Source organism: Streptomyces fodineus, from assembly GCF_001735805.1.
GTDB classification, from domain to species: Bacteria; Actinomycetota; Actinomycetes; order Streptomycetales; family Streptomycetaceae; genus Streptomyces; species Streptomyces fodineus.
In genome coordinates, this window is record NZ_CP017248.1 from 1,512,916 (window position 1) to 1,531,224 (window position 18,309).

Annotated in this window: 15 protein-coding genes; 3 read left to right on the plus strand and 12 right to left on the minus strand. The window is 71.3% G+C overall.

The genetic code is table 11. The annotated features are described in order from the left end of the window. Positions 1-114: 114 nt before the first annotated feature. The gene (locus tag BFF78_RS06355) at positions 115-1,311 is read right to left on the minus strand and encodes an MBL fold metallo-hydrolase (RefSeq protein ID WP_193433422.1); all 1,197 of its coding nucleotides are present in this window, start codon (positions 1,309-1,311) and stop codon (positions 115-117) included. A 443-nt stretch (positions 1,312-1,754) separates the two neighbouring features. Here BFF78_RS06355 and BFF78_RS06360 point away from each other — a divergent pair, with 443 nt between their 5' ends. Further along, entirely contained in the window at positions 1,755-2,939 is a 1,185-nt protein-coding gene (locus BFF78_RS06360; protein ID WP_069783415.1) for a glutamate dehydrogenase, read from the plus strand. A gap of 94 nt (positions 2,940-3,033) precedes the next feature. Further along, positions 3,034-3,648, plus strand: a complete 615-nt coding sequence (locus BFF78_RS06365; protein ID WP_099054828.1) for a TetR family transcriptional regulator C-terminal domain-containing protein — start codon at positions 3,034-3,036, stop codon at positions 3,646-3,648. Positions 3,649-3,980: 332 nt separating this feature from the next. Here the strand turns inward: BFF78_RS06365 and BFF78_RS06370 are convergent, their stop codons facing one another. Then, positions 3,981-4,766: an SGNH/GDSL hydrolase family protein gene (locus BFF78_RS06370; protein ID WP_069777373.1), complete on the minus strand. Its 786-nt coding sequence runs from the start codon at positions 4,764-4,766 to the stop codon at positions 3,981-3,983. A 217-nt stretch (positions 4,767-4,983) separates the two neighbouring features. Beyond that, a complete protein-coding gene (locus tag BFF78_RS06375) occupies positions 4,984-7,056 on the minus strand; it encodes an alpha-galactosidase (protein ID WP_069777374.1) in 2,073 nt (690 codons plus the stop codon). A gap of 171 nt (positions 7,057-7,227) precedes the next feature. Between BFF78_RS06375 and BFF78_RS06380 the strand changes: the two genes are divergently transcribed. Continuing rightward, entirely contained in the window at positions 7,228-8,025 is a 798-nt protein-coding gene (locus BFF78_RS06380; RefSeq protein WP_069777375.1) for a tyrosine-protein phosphatase, read from the plus strand. 62 nt (positions 8,026-8,087) lie between these two features. Here BFF78_RS06380 and BFF78_RS06385 read toward each other — a convergent pair whose 3' ends face one another. From BFF78_RS06385 to BFF78_RS06425, 9 genes are all read right to left on the minus strand, one after another. Then, on the minus strand, positions 8,088-8,210 hold the full coding sequence (locus BFF78_RS06385) for a DUF6126 family protein (protein WP_069777376.1): 123 nt from the start codon (positions 8,208-8,210) through the stop codon (positions 8,088-8,090). Beyond that, positions 8,207-8,830, minus strand: a complete 624-nt coding sequence (locus BFF78_RS06390; protein WP_069777377.1) for a helix-turn-helix domain-containing protein — start codon at positions 8,828-8,830, stop codon at positions 8,207-8,209. The genes BFF78_RS06385 and BFF78_RS06390 overlap by 4 nt, the downstream gene beginning before the upstream one ends. A gap of 102 nt (positions 8,831-8,932) precedes the next feature. After that, positions 8,933-10,318, minus strand: coding sequence for an aspartate aminotransferase family protein (locus BFF78_RS06395; RefSeq protein WP_069777378.1), 1,386 nt, complete (start codon positions 10,316-10,318; stop codon positions 8,933-8,935). Next, the gene (gene dxs, locus BFF78_RS06400; RefSeq protein WP_069777379.1) at positions 10,315-12,213 is read right to left on the minus strand and encodes a 1-deoxy-D-xylulose-5-phosphate synthase; all 1,899 of its coding nucleotides are present in this window, start codon (positions 12,211-12,213) and stop codon (positions 10,315-10,317) included. The genes BFF78_RS06395 and dxs overlap by 4 nt, the downstream gene beginning before the upstream one ends. A 34-nt stretch (positions 12,214-12,247) precedes the next feature. Next, a complete protein-coding gene (ispG, locus tag BFF78_RS06405; RefSeq protein WP_069777380.1) occupies positions 12,248-13,381 on the minus strand; it encodes a flavodoxin-dependent (E)-4-hydroxy-3-methylbut-2-enyl-diphosphate synthase in 1,134 nt (377 codons plus the stop codon). A gap of 4 nt (positions 13,382-13,385) precedes the next feature. Next, positions 13,386-14,411: an adenosyl-hopene transferase HpnH gene (gene hpnH, locus BFF78_RS06410; RefSeq protein WP_069777381.1), complete on the minus strand. Its 1,026-nt coding sequence runs from the start codon at positions 14,409-14,411 to the stop codon at positions 13,386-13,388. A 5-nt stretch (positions 14,412-14,416) separates the two neighbouring features. Continuing rightward, positions 14,417-15,058, minus strand: coding sequence for a phosphorylase family protein (locus tag BFF78_RS06415; RefSeq protein ID WP_069777382.1), 642 nt, complete (start codon positions 15,056-15,058; stop codon positions 14,417-14,419). 2 nt (positions 15,059-15,060) lie between these two features. Then, on the minus strand, positions 15,061-17,085 hold the full coding sequence (gene shc / locus BFF78_RS06420) for a squalene--hopene cyclase (RefSeq protein ID WP_069777383.1): 2,025 nt from the start codon (positions 17,083-17,085) through the stop codon (positions 15,061-15,063). A gap of 121 nt (positions 17,086-17,206) precedes the next feature. Beyond that, positions 17,207-18,271 carry a polyprenyl synthetase family protein gene (locus BFF78_RS06425; protein WP_069777384.1) on the minus strand — a complete coding sequence of 355 codons (1,065 nt, stop codon included), beginning with the start codon at positions 18,269-18,271 and terminating at the stop codon, positions 17,207-17,209. Between the last annotated feature and the right edge of the window lie 38 nt (positions 18,272-18,309).

Below are 18,309 nucleotides of genomic sequence, written 5' to 3' on the forward strand. Positions count from 1 at the left end.
AGCCTCGCAACACGCCTGACACTCCATCAGGACGAGTGTCGGGAAACCGGCGCCAAGCCATCCGATGCCGGCTCAACGCCTCTGTGACCCGGCCGATTTCATGCTCGCCCGATGTCACACCTCACCCGCGAGATCGAGATCGCCGCTCCGCTCCTCAGCGGCCGCCGGCACCACCGGCCGCGGTCGGTGCCACGGGTGGGCGATCGGGTGGGACACAGCGCGCCACCAGGTGTCCGTGGGAAGCTTCCCGGCCGGTTCGAAGGGCTCACCGGCCCGGGGCAGGGCCACCGCCTGGCCGGCCTCCTCGGCCGCGTCCTTCGTCCACTCGCCCGGCTCGGCCCAGGGGTGCGGGGCGAGGTTGAAGGTGCCCCAGTGGATCGGGAGCAGCGCGCCGTGCGGGTCCCCGCCCTGGAGGTCGAGGTGGGCACGCAGGCCCTCCGCGGGGGTCATGTGGATGTCGGGCCAGAACTCGCTGTAGGCCCCGATCTGGATCATCGTGGCGTCGAAGGGCCCGTGGGCCGCTCCGATGTCCTCGAAGCCGTCGAAATAGCCCGTGTCCCCGCTGTGGTAGATCCGGTGCTCCTCGCCGGCGACGACCCAGGACGCCCAGAGGGTGTGCTGGGTGTTGCGCAGGCCGCGGCCGCAGAAGTGGCGGGCGGGCGTCGCGGTGAGGGTGAGGCCGCCGACCCGGGCCGACTCGTGCCAGTCCAGCTCGCGCAGCCGGTCCGGGGAGACACCCCAGTGCTCGAGGTGGGCGCCGACACCGAGCGGCACGGCGAACAGGGTGTCCGTGCCGGCCAGAGCCTTGATGGTGGGCAGGTCCAGGTGGTCGTAGTGGTCGTGCGAGATGACGACCACGTCGACCTCGCCGAGCGCGGCCAGCGGCAGCGGCACGGGGTGCAGCCGTCTGGGTCCGGCGAAGGGGAACGGGGAGCAGCGCTCGCCCCAGACGGGGTCGAACAGCACCCGATGACCGTCGATCTCCGCGAGGACGCTGGAGTGGCCCATCCAGGTCAGCCGCAGTCCCGTGACGGGCGGTTCGGCCAGGTCGGCGAAGGTCGTCGGATGGACCGGGATGGTGCCCTTCGGAGCGCGCCGGGGCCGGGTGTCCTTGTCGAGGAACATCTTCGCGAGGTCCAGCGTGGAACCGGAGGGCCGGGTGCGTGCCACACCGCCCGGGTTCTGGAAGACGCCGTCCTTGAAGTGGGGGGAGCGACGGATGCGTGCCAGGCGCTCACCTCCCGGATCCGCGCCGAAGGCCGCAGGCCGCAGCGCGCGGAGGCCGGAGCTCGAGGAACGCAGTCCGGTCACGGTACCTCCCGGTGGAGTGGGTGAGGCTCCCCATTATGGTCGGCGCCTCCGACAGCCCGGCCCGGCCGGGGTGCCCCTGTGGATCCGGCGCGGCACCGCTGAACGCCCATCCGGCACATTGACAGGCTTCGGACCGGCTCCGGATACTGACCGGTGATTCAGTAGCAGACTGCGCAGGATGCCGAGACCGCCGCACGGGACGCACGCTGAATCCGGTGCCCGTGGGCCTCGGCGCCGAGGTCGGCGAACCGCACCGGCAGGTGCGCGTGCCGAGCGGCGGCGGCAGACTGCGGTTCACCCTGCGGGAACCGGCGACCGCCGTACAGCTCCAACTCCCGTTGCCCAGCGTTCCCACCGCGCCGGCGCGCGTCCTCGCCGAGGCCCTGCACCGGCCCCGGTCCCGGTCCCGGTCCCACCCTGATCACCGTCCCCGAGGAGATCCCATGACCGCCCCCGCTCCCCTGATGTCGCTCGTCTGGACCGACCACGTCACCGGCCGCCAGGGCTTCCTCGTCGTGGACCGGCTGGTGCGCGGCGTGGCCAGCGGCGGGCTGCGGATGCGCCCCGGCTGCACCTTGGAGGAGGTGGCGGGGCTCGCCCGGGGCATGACGATGAAGGAGGCCCTGCACTACGACCCCGAGGCCCGTTACGTCCCCCTGGGCGGCGCCAAGGGCGGCATCGACTGCGACCCCCGGGATCCGCGGGCGTACGGGCTGCTGGTCCGGTATCTGCGCGCCATGCGGCCGTACATCGAGAGCTGCTGGACCACCGGCGAGGATCTCGGCCTCACCCAGGACCTGGTGGACCGTGCGGCGGCCGAGGCGGGACTGGTCTCCTCCATCCAGGCGGTGTACCCGCTGCTGGACGATGAGGCGACGGCCCGCAAGCGGCTCGCGGACGCCTTCGCGGTCGAGGTGGACGGCATCGGCCTGGACGAACTGGCCGGCGGCTGCGGGGTGGCCGAGTCGGTGCTCGCGGCACTGGACCGGGCGTCCGTGCCGTACGCGGGCACCCGGGTGGCCGTGCAGGGGCTCGGCACGATGGGCGGGGCCACCGCGCGGTTCCTCGCGCGGGCGGGCCTGTCCGTGGTCGCGGTCGCCGACATCAAGGGCACGATCGCCAATCCGGCGGGGCTGGACGTCGAGGCGCTGCTCGCCGCGCGGGACGGTCACGGCACCGTCGACCGCCGTGTGCTGCGCCCCGGCGACCGCGAACTGCCCGGCGACGCCTGGCTGTCCGCCGACGCGGAGGTGCTTGTGCCGGCGGCCGTGTCGTACGCGATCGACACCGTCGGCCAGGACCGGATCCGCGCCCGCTGGATTGTCGAGGCCGCCAACATGCCCGTGCTGCCCGAGGCGGAGGAGCTGCTGGCCGCGCGCGGGGTGACCGTGCTGCCGGACGTGGTGGTCAACTCCGGTACGAACGCCTGGTGGTGGTGGACCCTGTTCGGTGACATCGGCGCCGATGCCGAGGAGGCGTTCGCGCACATCCGGCGCTCCATGCGGGCCCTGGTCGAGCTGATGCTGGACCGCGCGGACGCCGACGGTACGACCCCGCGAACGGCCGCACACGCCCTGGTGACCGACCGGCTGCCGGTGATCGCGGACCGGTTCGGCTGGTACCGGTGAGGGGGCCCGTCGAGCCTCCCCCGAACGCGCTCCGAGCAGGCCGGAGGAACGGGCCCCTTCGGTGCTGTCCCTGACAACGGATTAGGGTGACCATGTGGCGAGAGTGCGGTTGAGCGTGGCCGAGCGGCGGGAGGAGCTGCTGCGGGCCGCCATCGGGCAGATCGAGGTGCGGGGCGTGGCGGCCGTCAGGATCGCCGACGTGGCCGCGGCGCTCGGGGTGAGCAACGCGCTGGTGCTGTACCACTTCTCGACCAAGGAGAAGCTGGTCGCGGCGGCGTTCGCCTACGCGGCACAGGACGACCTCGCACATCTGCGCAAGCTGCTGGGCCGGCGGACGTCCGCACTGCGCCGGCTGCGGGCCGCGGTGCGCTGGTACGCGCCGACCGGGCAGGCCAAGGGCTGGCGGCTGTGGATCGAGGGCTGGGCCGTGGCCCTGCGCGAGCCCGCCCTGCGGGAGGTCACCCGGGACCTGGACCGGCAGTGGAAGGCCGCGATCGCCGACGTCCTCGCCGAGGGTGTGGCGGCGAGCGAGTTCGCCTGCGCCGACCCGGCAGGCGCCGCGCTGCGACTGACCGCGCTGCTGGACGGGCTGGCGGTCCAGCTGACGTCGTACCCGGGAGCGGTGCCACGGGCGCGCGCGCAGGAGTGGGTCGACGACGCGCTCGCCCGGGAACTGGGCCTGGAGCGGAGCGCGTTGACCGAACGCTAGACCTTCACCCGCCTCGCGCCGCGCCGCCTCGGCCGCGGGGTTCGGTCGCCGGCCGGAAGACCGCGAAGTACCGGGCCGGCCGGAAGACCGCGAAGTACCGCACCGCTCGGCGCCCCTCGGCATCGCGCAGTCCCCGACCGGGTCCCGGTCCTTCCGTGCGCCACCGGCGTCACCGGAGCGGCTCGCACCGCAGAACTCCGGACACCGTGACCACCACCGTCGTCGGCGATGTCCGCAGGCACCACGCCCCCACCCGCACCGAGGCGCCCCCGCCCCAAGCACAGCCGTGCCCCGCACCGCGATCCACGCGGTGCGGGGCACGCCGTCGTGGCTCAGGCCACCGAAGCGATCCGCATCTTGATGTCGTCGGGCGACAAGGTGCCCTTCGCTGTGACGTGGTCGCCGGAGGACTCGCCGCGCAGACGGCGGCCGATCCACGGGACGAGGTACTCACGGGCCCAGTGGACGTCGTCGCGACGGATGTCCAGGGTGCCCCGGGGCGGCTGCGGCGGCCACGGCTGCTCCGGGTCGGCCGGGATCCGCAGGCCGAGGGCCTGGCCGGCGCGCAGCGCCACGCGCGTGTGCCCCTCGGGCGAGAGATGGAGGCGGTCGCTGTCCCAGGCCCTGCGGTCCTGCACGGACTTCAGGGACCACAGGTCGAGCACGGGACAGCCGTACCGGTCGGCGATGGCGCGGACGTGCCCGTTGTACGTGGCGATCTTGCCGCGCAGATGCTTGAGCAAGGGGACGCCCCTGGTGTCGAAGCCGGTCGTCACCAGCACCGTGCCCGCGGCCTCGGTCAGCTGGGCCACGGCCCGTTCGAAGCGCTCGGCCACCTCGTCCGGGTCGGTGCCGGGGCGGATGATGTCGTTGCCGCCCGCACAGAAGGAGACCAGGTCCGGGGCCAGTTCGACGGCCTTCGGGAGCTGGTCCTGCACGATCTGGTCGAGCAGCTTCCCGCGTACCGCGAGATTGGTGTATTTGAAGTCGCCTTCGGGCCGCCGGTCGGCGAGCAGTACCGCGAACCGGTCGGCCCAGCCCACGAACGCCCCGTCGGGCCCGGGGTCGCCGACGCCCTCGGTGAAGCTGTCCCCCACCGCCACGTACGACCCGATCACTGATCTGTTGTCATTCTTCGAATCGTCTGCCACGAAGGACCATGATTCACCTTCGGATGTGACCTACGCGACCGTAAGGAGGGGTTGACGAACGGTGAGATGAGCCACTCTTAAATAATTTGCCAATCCAGGAATACGGCTGCCCACCGAAGGCCGGGCCAGGGTAGGCCGGACCAGGGTTGCCGGTCGCGCCGAGGCCAATTTTCGAACATAGGGGTCAGATGCGACGGAGGCGGAGAACCGTCGCGTCCAGGTCGCCCTTGAGTCCGGTGCGCAGCCCGTGGTGCAACAGGACGGCGCCCCGGTGGACTTCGCCCGTTTCGCGACATGCGTACGACGCCGTCGGGTCGAGTCCGCGCAGCCGCAGCGCCGGGACCGGCTCGCCGTAGCTCTGCGCCTGGAGCCAGGCGAGGACCACCGCCTCCTCCCCCTTGACGTACTGCACGGCACTCAGGCCGCCGGCCGGAGGCCGCAGCCGGTACAGCTCGCCGTGCTGGACGACCGGGCGGATCTCCTTGTAGAGCCCGACCCACTGCCGGGCCTCGGCCAACTCCTCATCGGTCCACTCGGTGAGGTCGCCGCCGACCCCGAGGACGCCCGCCATGGCGCTGACGAAACGGAACCGCAGCGTGCTGACCCGGCCGTTGAGCTGGGTGTTCGGGCTGTCGGTGACCCAGGCGGCCATGACCCGGGCGGGGTGGATCTGGCTGAAGCCGTGCTGGATGGCGAGCCGGTCCAGCGGGTCGGTGTTGTCGGAGGTCCACACCTGGTCGGTACGGCTCAGCACACCCAGGTCGATCCGGCCGCCGCCGCCCGAGCAGGACTCGAAGGCAACGCCCGGGTGGGCCGCACGGAGCCGGTCCAGCAGGGCGTACAGGGCGCGGACGTGGTCCACCCACAGGCGCTGCGGATACGGCTCGCCGGGCCAGCCGGCGTCGGTGAAGCAGCGGTTGAAGTCCCACTTCACATAGTCGATCGGGGCGCTGGAGAGGAGGGTGTCCAGCCGCTCCCAGAGGTACTCCTGGACGTCCTCGCGGGCGAGGTTGAGGACGAGCTGATTGCGCAGTTCCGTGCGCCTGCGCCCAGGTTGGTACTGCACCCAGTCGGGATGGGCGCGGTACAGGTCGCTGTCCGGGTTGACCATCTCGGGCTCGACCCAGATGCCGAACTGCATGCCGAGGCCGTGCACCTGCTCGGCGAGGGGCTTCAGGCCCCGCGGGAAGCGGTCGGGGTTGGGGGTCCAGTCGCCGAGGCCCGCCCGGTCGCTGGTGCGGGCACCGAACCAGCCGTCGTCCACCACGAACAGCTCCACGCCGATCCCGGCGGCCCGGCGGGCCAGCGCGAGCTGCTGCTCCTCGGAGATGTCGAAGTTCGTCGCCTCCCAGGAGTTGAAGAGCACCGGCCGGTCCCGCTCGGCGTCCGGGATGACGTGCGCGCGCTGGTAGGCGTGCCAGGTGCGGCTGGCGCCGCCGAAGCCGCCGTCGCTCCACAGGCCCGCGAAGACGGGTGTGGTGTACGACTCCCCCGGCTGGAGGAGCAGCAGGCCCGAGTCGTCGTAGCCGGCGCCGCCGGTGATCTGCACGCGCGCGTCCGGGAGTTGGGCGATCGCGATGCGCCAGGAGCCGGACCAGCCGAGCGCGCAGCCGTAGACCTCGCCGTGCTCCTCGGTGGCGTCGGTGTCGAGCGCCACCCAGGGCAGGTGCTGGTGGCCGGTGTGTCCGCGGCGGCTGCCGATGACCGTCTCGCCGTAGGTGAGCGGTGCGGCGGTCAGCCGGGACTCGGCGGCCCAGCGGCCGTGCAGCTGGGACAGCCGCCAGCCGTCGCGCTCGGGCAGGGTCCAGGTGGCCGCGTCGGCGCGCAGCAGCTCCACGCGTGCGTGCGTGCCGTTCGCCACGGTGACCCGGCGCTCGACGACGTCGCCGCGCATCCGGTAGTGCAGGGTGACCGCGAGGCCGTCGTCGTCGAAGCGCAGTCTCAGCTCGTCGCCCTCCGTCTGGTACGACACGAAACGCCACTCGGTGCCGCGTCGCTCGTCGGTGCGCACGGACAGGGCCGGGCGGACGAAGCGGGGGCCGCCCTCGACGGGGTACTCCTCGCGGCCGTCGAGCGGGGACTCGAAGGGCCAGTAGCCGGGCAGCGGGTCCCCGGCCAGGGCCTCCGCGTCGGCGAGGGCGATGCGCGGCCCCCAGTGCAGGTGGAGCAGCTCGTCCGCGTCGGTGAGATGCAGGGCATAACTGCTGGTGGGCCCCGAGAGGAGCCAGGTACGACCGTCTTCGGCGATGTCCACCACTAAGACCTCACAGGTGCCAACAGATCCGCTCAAGTGCCAACATCATCGGGCGGTGCGGGCCTGGTGACAATGCCTGTGGACAACTCCTTGCCCGAGGAAACCGATGTCGTATGGTCGACGGAGTGCCCGCCGACGAGCCGCGACGGCGGGGCCCGACCGAGAGGAGCCCCCGTGACGCAGCAGGTCCCGTCGACCGAGCCGGAGCTGGCCGGAGTGCGCAATTTCCGTGACGTCGGCGGACTGCCGACCGTGGACGGGCGGCGGGTGCGGCACGGCGTACTGTTCCGCAGCGGCCATCTGGCGCACGCGACCGAGGACGACGCGGCCTTCCTCGCCTCCCTGGGCCTGCACACGGTCTTCGACTTCCGCAACGCGGCCGACCAGCAGCTGGAGGGCCCGGACGTCGAGCTGCCCGGCGTGCGGAACGTGAACCTGCCGCTGAGCGACCCGGCGGACGGCGCCGAGTTCTGGAAGATGGTCCGCGACGGCGACCTCGACCAGCTGCGCGGCATCCTCGCCGACGGCAAGGGGGCGGCCCGGATGATCGCCTCGTACCGGTCGATCGTCAAGGAGCGCACCGCCGAGCACTCCCGGGTGCTGCGGGCGCTCGCCGAGGACAGCGTGCCCGCCCTGATGCACTGCGCGGCGGGCAAGGACCGCGCGGGCATCTCCATAGCCGTGACGCTCCTCGCGCTGGGCGTGGAGCGCGAGGCGATCGTCGTCGACTACCTGGAGTCCAACGCCAAGCACCGGCGCTACAAGGTCCGCCGCAGCGGCAGCGCGGAGACCGCCTACACCCCGGAGGTCATGGAGCTGCTGAGCCCCCTCTTCGACGCCCGCGCCGAGTACCTCCAGGCCGCGTTCGAGACCATCGAGGAGACCTGGGGCGGCGTGGACACCTATCTGCACCAGGGCCTCGGCCTCACCCCGGAGTCCCGGGACCGGCTGCGCGAACGCCTGCTGGACTGACCCGGTCGCGACGCAACCGCCCCGGCTATACCGCGCGCGAGTGGAAAGAGAACCGGCCTGGGTCAGTTCTTCGCCCCCAAGGCGAACAGCAGGAAGAGGAACGCCGCCAGGACATGGCCGACGGCGATGTAGATGATCAGGCGGATCCACAGGGCGCGGGGGAACTTCGTCTCGAGGTCGCTCATGGCAGCTCTCCGGTCAGCGGGCCCAGGCACAGCGTGGCCGTGGGGCTCTGCAGCAGGGTGTGGACGAACAGCAGCTCGACGCCGTCGTGGTCCTCGGCGGCGAGCCGGTGCGGGGTCAGGGAGTCGAAGTGCGCGCTGTCGCCGGGCGCGAGCAGGTGCACGGCGTCACCGAGGCGCAGCCGCAGCCGGCCCCTGAGGACGTAGAGCCACTCCTCGCCGGGGTGGACGCGCACGATGTCGCCCTGCGAGCCGTACGGCACGCGTACGCGCAGGGCCTGCATGCCGCGGCCGGGCGCCCCGGCCTGGAAGTACGTCCAGCCGCCCGCCCGGGTCGGCTCCATGTCGCCGGCCCGCATGATCGCGTCCCGGTCGGCGACCGTCTCGCCCAGCAGTTCGGAGACCGTCGTACCGTAGATACGGGCGAGGGCCAGCAGCATCGGCAGCGACGGCTGCCGCTGTCCCGTCTCCAGCCGGGACAGATGGGCCGGTGAGAGCCCGGCGGCGCGGGCCGCGGCCTCCAGGGTGAGACCGGCGCGCCGGCGCAGTGCGCGCAGCTGCGGTGCGACGGCGGACAGCCCGTCGCCCGGGCCCGCCGGAGGCTCGGCGTCGGAAGCGTTCATGCCTCCATTCAGGCCCAGGTTTGCCCAGTGGGCAATTTTATTGCCTCTCAGGCAAAAGCGGCGCGGCGCCACGGCCATCCACTGGGCCCCGCTGGGGACAGTTCAGCGGTTCGCCACCGCCTGCTTGATCAGGGTCTTGCCGAAGTCCCACATCAGGCCGCCGCCGCTGTGTGCGTCGTCCATCACGGCGGTGAACGCGTCCATGAACCGGTCGACGTCCGCCTCGTCGATGATCAGCGGCGGGATCAGCTTGATCACCTCCAGGTGGTCGCCGGAGACCTGGGTGAGGATCCGGTGCCGCTGGAGCAGCGGTACGACGACCATCTGCGCGAACAGACCCTTGCGGGCGGCCTGGAGCATGGTCCAGCGGCTGCGCAGCTTCAGCGAGGAGGGCCTGCCGAACTCGATGCCGATCATCAGGCCCCGGCCGCGGACGTCGGCGAGCAGCTCGTACTTGTCGATCAGCGCGGTCAGCCGGGACTTCAGCAGCTCGCCGGTCCCGCGCACGCCCGCGACGATCTGCTCGTTCTCCATGACCGACAGCACCGCGAGGCCGCACGCCATCGCCTGGGCGTTGGAGCCGAAGCTCGCCGAGTGGACGAGGACCCGGTCCATGGACGAGTAGACCTTCTTGAAGATCCAGTCCTTGCCGACGGTGGCCCCGATGGGCACATAGCCGCCGGACAGCGCCTTGGCCACACACACCAGGTCCGGCTCCACGCCGTCCTCGTGCTGGTAGGCGTAGAAGTCGCCGGTGCGGCCGAGTCCGGTCTGCACCTCGTCGGCGATGAGCAGCGCCTTGTGCCGGTGCAGCAGCTCTTGGGCGGCGCGCAGATAGCCGGGCGGGGCCTCGTGCACCCCCTTGCCTTGGATCGGCTCCACGATCAGGGCCGCCACGTCGCCCTTCTTCAACTCCCGTGCCAGGGCGCCGAGATCACCGAGGGGTACGGCGGTGTCGGGCAGCAGCGGGGCGAAGCCGTCCCGGAAGCCGCTCTCGCCGTTGACCGACAGGGAGCCGGTGGTCAGGCCGTGGAAGGCGTGGTCGCAGTAGAGGATCCGGGGCTTTCCGGTGGCGTACCGGGCGAACTTCAGGGCCGTCTCGACCGCCTCCGTGCCGCTGTTGCCGAAGAACACCCGGTCCAGGTGCGGGCTGTGGGCCAGGAGCCGTTCGGCGAGCAGGCCGGGCAGCGGTTGGCAGTCGAAGCGGGTGAGGTCGGCGAGGTCCAGGTCGAGTACGTCGTGCAGCGCCTTGCGGACGACCGGGTGGTGGCGGCCGAGGCCCATCACCCCGAACCCGGCGAGCATGTCCAGGTGGTCGTTGCCGTCGGCGTCGAAGAAGTGGGCGCCCTCGGCCCGCTCGTAGACCTTGTCGAAGCCGATGGTGTGCAGCATGCGCGGGAGCTGCGGGTTGAGGTACTTGGTGTGCAGCTCGTAGCGTTCCGCTCCACGCTCGGCGAGCAGGGCGCCGAGGTCGAACTCCGTGCTCATTGCCTCTCCTTGGCTGTGCCGCCCGCGTCCTTGACGGCCAGGCTCCCACTGATCCGCCCGGCGATCTCGACGGGCGTGAGACCGATGTCGGCCAGTACCTCGCCGCGCTTGGCGTGCGCGAGGAACTGCTCCGGGATGCCGAACCGCCGTACCGGCACGTCCACGTCGGCGTCGCCGAGGGCCAGCGCCACGGCCGAACCGACACCCGCCGAACGGCTGTTGTCCTCCACCACGGCCACCAGCCGGTGCTCGGCGGCGAGGCCCGGCAGCGCGGGGTCGACGGGCTTGACCCAACGGGGGTCCACCACCGTGCAGTTGATGCCGCGCGCCTGCAGCAGGTCGGCGGCCTGCAGACACACCGGGGCCATCACGCCGACGGCCACCAGCAGCACCTCGGGGCGTTCGCCGCGGTGCAGGACGTCCATGCCCCCGACGTGATCGACGGCCGGGATCTCCGGGCCGACCGACTCCTTCGGGAAGCGGACCAGGGTGGGCGCGTCGTCCACGGCGACGGCCTCGCGCAGCTGGGCGCGCAGCTGACCGGCGTCGCGCGGGGCGGCGATCCTCAGGCCGGGGACGACCTGGAGGACCGACATGTCCCACATGCCGTTGTGGGAGGCCCCGTCGGCGCCGGTGACGCCGGCCCGGTCGAGGACGAAGGTGACCCCGCAGCGGTGCAGGGCGACATCCATCAGCAACTGGTCGAAGGCGCGGTTGAGGAAGGTGGCGTAGACGGCGACGACCGGATGCAGTCCGCCGGTGGCGAGGCCTGCCGCGGAGACGACCGCGTGCTGCTCGGCGATGCCCACGTCCCACACCCGGCCGGGGAAGCGCTCGGCGAACTTGGCGAGGCCCACCGGGTGCAGCATGGCCGCCGTGATCGCCACGACGTCCTCCCGCTCCTCGCCGATCCGCACGATCTCCTCGCCGAACACCGAGGTCCAGGAAGGACCGTTGGACGGCGCCAGCGGCTCACAGGTGAGCGGGTCCATCACGCCGACGGTGTGGAAGTGGTCCTCCTCGTGCAGGAGGGCGGGCTCGTAGCCGCGGCCCTTCTCCGTGAGGCAGTGGACCAGGACCGGGCCGTGGAACCGTTTCGCCCGGCGCAGCGCCGACTCGACGGCCTTGATGTCGTGCCCGTCGATCGGGCCGACGTACTTCAGGCCCAGGTCCTCGAACATGCCCTGCGGGGCGAAGGCGTCCTTGAAGCCCTTCTTCGCGCCGTGCAGGGACTCATACAGGGTGGCGCCGACGATCGGGGTGCGCAGCAGCACGTCCTTGCCCCAGGCGAGGACCTTCTCGTAGCCGTCGGTGGTGCGCAGGGTGGCCAGGTGGTTGGCGAGGCCGCCGATGGTGGGGGCGTAGGAGCGTTCGTTGTCGTTGACGACGATGATCAGCGGGCGGTCCCTGGCGGCCGCGATGTTGTTCAGCGCCTCCCAGGCCATGCCGCCGGTCAGCGCGCCGTCGCCGATGACGGCGACCACATGGCCCTTCTCCCCCTGCACCTGGTTGGCCTTGGCGAGGCCGTCGGCCCAGCCGAGCGCGGTGGAGGCGTGGCTGTTCTCGATGACGTCGTGCTCGGACTCCTCGCGCGAGGGGTAGCCGGACAGCCCGCCCTTGCCGCGCAGCTTGGAGAAGTCCTGACGCCCGGTCAGCAGCTTGTGGACGTAGGACTGGTGGCCGGTGTCCCACAGGATGCGGTCGACCGGTGACTCGAAGACCCGGTGGAGCGCGAGGGACAGTTCCACCACCCCCAGATTGGGCCCGAGGTGACCGCCGGTCCTCGACACCGCCTGCACCAGGAACTCACGTATTTCGTGGGACAGTTCACCAAGATCCGTCTCGGACAGCGCCTTCAGGTCGCGTGGTGTCCGGATGGTCTCCAGAATGGTCACGCTGGGCCCCCTCTCGGTCCGTGCCGTGCTGTGCTCAACTCACTTCGTCTGCGGGGCTCGTCCGCTCGGCGAGCTTCATGGCCTCATCGATGAGGGTCTCGACGATCTTCGACTCGGGTACGGTCTTGATGACCTCGCCCTTGACGAAGATCTGCCCCTTTCCGTTGCCCGAGGCAACTCCGAGGTCGGCTTCACGGGCCTCCCCCGGGCCGTTGACCACACACCCCATCACCGCGACCCTGAGCGGCACCTCCATGCCGTCGAGGCCCGCCGTGACCTCCTCTGCGAGCTTGTAGACGTCGACCTGGGCCCGGCCGCAGGACGGGCAGGAGACGATCTCCAGCCGCCGCTGCCTCAGGCCCAGGGACTGCAGGATCTGGATGCCGACCTTGACCTCTTCGGCCGGCGGCGCGCTCAGCGAGACACGGATCGTGTCGCCGATGCCCCGGGACAGCAGCGCCCCGAAGGCCACGGCCGACTTGATCGTGCCCTGGAAGGCCGGGCCGGCCTCCGTCACGCCGAGGTGCAGCGGGTAGTCGCAGCTCTCGGCCAGCTGGCGGTAGGCCTCGATCATCACGACCGGGTCGTTGTGCTTGACGGAGATCTTGATGTCCCGGAAGTCGTGCTCCTCGAAGAGGGACGCCTCCCACAGCGCGCTCTCGACCAGCGCCTCGGGAGTGGCCTTGCCGTACTTCTGGAGCAACCGCCGGTCCAGCGAACCGGCGTTGACCCCGATCCGGATCGGCGTGCCGTGGTCCTTGGCGGCGCGCGCGATCTCCTTGACCTGGTCGTCGAACTTCTTGATGTTGCCCGGGTTCACCCGGACCGCCGCACAGCCGGCCTCGATGGCCGCGAAGACGTACTTCGGCTGGAAGTGGATGTCGGCGATCACCGGGGTCTGCGACTTGCGGGCGATGGTGGCGAGGGCGTCCGCGTCGTCCTGCGTGGGGCAGGCGACGCGGACGATCTGGCAGCCGGACGCGGTCAGTTCCGCGATCTGCTGCAGGGTGGGGCCGATGTCCGACGTACGGGTCGTCGTCATCGACTGCACCGACACCGGGGCTTGGCCCCCGACCGCCACCGGCCCGACCTGGATCTGCCGCGACTGCCGCCGCGGCGCGACCGGACGGGCCGGTACCTCGGGAACGCCCAAGGGGACGGCGGTCATGGCGTCAGCTCTGCTTTCCGCTCGTCATCGTCTCGCGCGCGGCCCGCAGGGACTCCTTGAGGGAGCCCATCGTGGCGAGCACGGCGGTCGGCTCGTAGCCGCAGTGCGCCATGCAGTTGGCGCAGCGCGGGTCCTTGCCGCGGCCGTACTTGTCCCAGTCGGTCTTCTCGATCAGTTCGCGGTACGTGGACACGTAACCGTCGCTCATCAGGTAGCAGGGGCGCTGCCAGCCGAACAGCGAGTAGCTCGGGATCGCCCACGCCGTGCACGGGAAGTCGACCTTGCCCTCCAGGAAGTCCAGGAAGAGCGGGCTCTGGTTGAGCCGCCACTTCCTGCGGTTGCCGCCCGCGAAGGCCTTCTTGAACAGCTCGCGGGTCTGCTGCACGCCGAGGAAGTGCTCCTGGTCGGGCGCCTTTTCGTAGGCGTAGGCGGGCGAGAGCATCATCTCGTCCACCTTCAGGTCGTCATTGAGGTAGTTGAGCACCTCGATGACCGTCTGCGGGGTGTCGGTGTTGAAGAAGGTCGAGTTGGTGGTCACCCGGAAGCCGCGCCGCTTGGCCTCCTTGATGGCCTCCACCGCCTCGTCGAAGGTGCCCTCCTTCGCCACCGAGGCGTCGTGCCGCTCGCGCAGCCCGTCGATGTGCACGGCCCACGCGAAGTACGGCGAGGGCTTGAACTTGTCCATCTTCTTGCGCATGAGAAGGGCGTTCGTGCACAGGAACACGAACTTCTTCCTGGCGACCAACTGCCGTACGATCTCGTCGATCTGAGGGTGCATCAACGGTTCGCCACCGGCGATGGACACCATCGGCGCACCGGACTCCAGTACCGCGCCCACGGCCTGTGCGACGGGCATGCGCTGCTTCAGGACACCTGCCGGATGCTGGATCTTGCCGCAGCCCTCGCACTTGAGGTTGCACGCGAACAGCGGCTCCAACTCGACGAGCAGGGCGAACTTGTCCCGCTTCTTGAGCTTCTGTTCGAGCAGATAGGTAGCGACCTTGATGGACTGACGCAACGGCATGGCCATCTGGCTCACCTCCGGGGGAGCAGCAAAGAACGGTGCCATTCGAAAAAAGCGGGAACAACGGATCGAAGAACGCGGAAGGCCGATATTCCACCGCGGACCGTGCCGATCCGCACGAGTTCGTGTTCGGGAGCGTCCACGACCACCCGTACGGCGGCAACCGGGCGTTCACCGGCGCGGACGGCGGTCAGCAGCGTGGCCGCCGACTCCATGTCGACCGCGATCGCGCCGGTCGCGAGCAGATCGGCGCGCTCATGGCCCCGCACGACGTGGTCGGAGCCGGTGAGCGGGCCGGTGTGGACCGTGCGTCCCGGCATCAGGCGCACGAGTTCCTTGACCAGCAGTTCGGTGCCGACACAGGCGACGCTGCCGCGCGGGTCCCGGGTCTCCTCGGCGACCACCAGGTCGCCGGGGTGCATACCGGGGGCGAGCCCGGCGCAGAAGCCGGTGGCCAGCACGACCGCGTCGGCCAGCGCCGGGTCCGCGAGCTGCCGGGTGACGGAGCGTTCCGCCGCACGGGGGCCCATGCCCGTACGGACGAAGCTGACCGGCCCGTCCGCCCCGCTCCTGTCGCCCGTGCGCAGGGCCAGGTGCTCGATGCCGAGCGCGCAGGCGATCAGCAGCGGGGCGGGTGCGGGCTGGGTGCGCAAAGTCAGCTCCCCTTCGCCTCGGACAGCGGTTTCCCGGCGAGGAGGCCGCGCTCGAAGGGGTCGCCGTGCAGGTACCGGCCGAGGGCGGTGAGCGGGAAGACCTGCCGGTACAGGTGGTAGTTGATGGAGAAGTCCCAGGGGAAGCCGGTGCCGGTGAAGTACGGCTCGTCCCAGGTGCCGTCCTCGCGCTGGGTGCCGGCCAGCCACCGGATGCCGCGCTCGACGGCCTTGGAGTCCTGCTCCCCCGCCGCGAGCAGCGCCATCAGCGCCCACGCGGTCTGCGAGGCGGTGGAAGCACCGCGGCCGCTCCACTCCTTGACGTACTTGTAGGAGCGCAGGTCCTCGCCCCAGCCGCCGTCGTCGTTCTGCACGCGCTCCAGCCAGGCCACGGCCCGCCGGATGGCCGGGTGCGAGCCGGGCAGTCCGGCCGCGGTCAGCGCGGGGACCACGGAGCCGGTGCCGTAGACGTAGTTGACGCCCCAGCGGCCGAACCACGAGCCGTCCGCTTCCTGTTCGGCCAGCAGCCAGTCGATGCCCCGGCGGGTGCGCGGGTCGTGGGCGAGTCCCTCGGCGGCGAGCATCTCCACGACATGCGCGGTGACGTCGGCCGACGGCGGGTCGATGACCTCGCCGAAATCGCAGAACGGCAGCCGGTTGGGGAACGGGCTGGTGTTGTCGACGTCGAAGGCGCCCCAAGCGCCGTTCTTCGACTGCATCCCGAGGTTCCAGCGCACCGCGCGCCCGATGGCCCGGTCCACGCGCTCGGGGTCGTGATGCCGGACCCGGCGCAGTGCGAGGCAGACCTCGGCGGTGTCGTCGATGTCGGGGTAGTTGTCGTTGTGGAACTCGAACGCCCAGCCCCCCGGCGGAAGCCCGGGCCGCCGTACGGCCCAGTCGCCGGGCCGGACGATCTCCTCGCCGAGCATCCAGTCGGCCGCCCTGACCAGCTGCGGATGGTCGGCGGGGAGCCCCGCGTCGACGAGCGCGATGGTGGCGAGGCAGGTGTCCCACACCGGGGACTGGCAGGCCTCGATCATCCGGGCGCCGTCCTTGCGCCATACGGCGAAACGGTCCAGCGAGGCGAGGCCCTCACGCATCACGGGGTGCTCGAGGTCGTAGCCGAGCAGGTGCAGGGCGATGACCGAGTACACGGCCGGGGGCTGGATGCCGCCCCAGCAGCCGTCGTTCTCCTGCCGTTCGATGATCCAGCGGGCGGCGGAGTTCATCGCCGCCTTGCGGAGTCTGCGCGGGACGACCTTGCGCAGCTGGTGCAGCGCCCGGTCCAGGCGCTGGAAGGCGCCGTCCCAACTGGCCACCGGGGCGAACGGCTTGGACGGGTTGGGGTTCGCCGGGTCGGTGTGCAGCTCGTCCAGCGGGAAGGGCGCGGGGCGTACCGGGCGCTTGGCCGAGACGATGGTGAGCGGCACGATGGTCTGCCGGGCCCAGCACCCGAAGTCGTAGATGTTGAGCGGCATCCAGGCCGGGAAGTAGATGAGTTCCGGCGGGAGTTCGGGCAGGTCCTCCCACTTCCACCAGCCGAACAGGGCGAGCCAGATCCGGGTGAACACCCGGGCCGCTGCGATGCCGCCGCGCTCGCGGATCCAGGCCGACGCCTTCGCCATGTGCGCCTCGTCGGGCGCGTCGCCGGCCAGGCGCAGGGCGACGTACGCCTCGATGGTGGTGGACAGTTCACCGGGCCCGCCGTAGAAGGTGGCCCAGGTGCCGTCCTCGCGCTGCTCGCCGCGGATGAACGTCGCGGCGGCCTGCGTCGTCCGCTCGTCGCGGATCCCCAGGAACTGACGCAGGAGCAGGTCCTCGGCGTCCATGGTGACGTTGGTCTCCAGGTCGCCCTTCCACCAGCCCTGGGCGTCCTGCCGCGCGAGCAGGAAGTCGGTGGCGCGCCGTGCGGCGCGTGCGGCGGCTTCGTGCACCCCGGCCGCCTCGGGGGTGGTGACGGTGGTGTCGCTGGCCGCGGCAGCCCGGGGCGGCACAGTCGCCCCGGTGCTTCCGTCGGTCGTCGCTGTCATGGCTTCCCCTTCGTGCAGTCGTGCGAGTCGTGCTGCTCTGGGTCCGCCGTCGGCCGGTGTCCTGATGTCGATCCTCGGACACCGGCCGGCGACTACGCGAGGCGTGTTCGGCCGATAGTGATCATCTCTTTCGTACGACGACGAAGTCGGCGAGCGCCGTGAAGGAGTCGCGTACCCGGCCGGGCATGTCGACGGCGTCGAGGGCTTCGATGGCGATGGTGTGCTGACGGCGCGCTTCCTCGGCCGTCCAGTCCCGGCCGCCGGCCTCCTCGATGAGGGCGGCGCGTGCGGCGAACTCCTCCTCGGAGAAGTTCTCGAAGTCGCTGCTCTTGGCGTCCGCGGCGAGGATCTCGCCGAGCCGCTCGGAGGCGGAGCCGCCGGCCGCGAGCGCGGCGACGACCGGCAGGGACTTCTTGCGCTGGCGCAGGTCGCTCCAGGTCCGCTTGCCGGTGGCCTCCGGGTCGCCCCAGATGCCGAGCAGGTCGTCGATCGCCTGGAAGGCGAGGCCGAGGTGGTAGCCGTACCGCTCCAGCGCGTCGGCGGTGGCGTCGTCCGCACCGCCGAGGACCGCGCCGATGGAGCTGGAGGCGGCGAGCAGCGCGCCGGTCTTGTTGCCCTCCATCTCCAGGCACTCCTCGACGCTGACGCGGTCGCGGTGCTCGTAGGAGATGTCCTGCGCCTGACCGTCGATCAGGGCGCGGGTGGCGGTGGTGAGCCGGCGGGTGGCGCGGCCCGCCTCCACGGTGCCGAGCTCCAGCAGGATCTCGTTGGCCAGGGCGAACAGGGCGTCGCCGACCAGGATCGCCTGGGCGGGCCCGTGCACCTTCCAGACGGTGTCGCGGTGGCGGCGCTGCTCGTCGCCGTCCATCAGGTCGTCGTGCAGCAGCGAGAAGTTGTGGACGAGTTCGACGGCGACGGCGCCGGGGATGCCCACCTCGGGCTTGGCGCCGGTGACCTCGGCGGAGAGCACGGCCAGCGCGGGACGTACGGCCTTGCCGCCGTCGCCGTCGGCCGGGTTGCCGGCGGCGTCGATCCAGCCGAAGTGGTAGGCGGCGACGGTGTCCATCGGAGGCGCCAGCCGGTCGACGGCCGCACGCAGGACCGGAGTGGCCAGGGTCCGGCCGCGCTCCAGCAACGCGGTCACGTCCACCGCGGCCCGTGGGACGGGCGTCGAGGCCGGGGGCACAGTGGGCACAGTCTCTCCTCTTGTTGCGGTACCGGGGG

Bases quoted from the DNA above. Each gene is read 5' to 3' on its own strand.
- BFF78_RS06360 (WP_069783415.1), top strand. From the start codon at position 1,755: ATGACCGCCCCCGCTCCCCTGATGTCGCTCGTCTGGACCGACCACGTC.
- BFF78_RS06385 (WP_069777376.1), bottom strand. From the start codon at position 8,210: ATGAGCGACCTCGAGACGAAGTTCCCCCGCGCCCTGTGGATCCGCCTG.
- BFF78_RS06390 (WP_069777377.1), bottom strand. From the start codon at position 8,830: ATGAACGCTTCCGACGCCGAGCCTCCGGCGGGCCCGGGCGACGGGCTG.
- BFF78_RS06395 (WP_069777378.1), bottom strand. From the start codon at position 10,318: ATGAGCACGGAGTTCGACCTCGGCGCCCTGCTCGCCGAGCGTGGAGCG.
- ispG (WP_069777380.1), bottom strand. From the start codon at position 13,381: ATGACCGCCGTCCCCTTGGGCGTTCCCGAGGTACCGGCCCGTCCGGTC.
- hpnH (WP_069777381.1), bottom strand. From the start codon at position 14,411: ATGGCCATGCCGTTGCGTCAGTCCATCAAGGTCGCTACCTATCTGCTC.
- shc (WP_069777383.1), bottom strand. From the start codon at position 17,085: ATGACAGCGACGACCGACGGAAGCACCGGGGCGACTGTGCCGCCCCGG.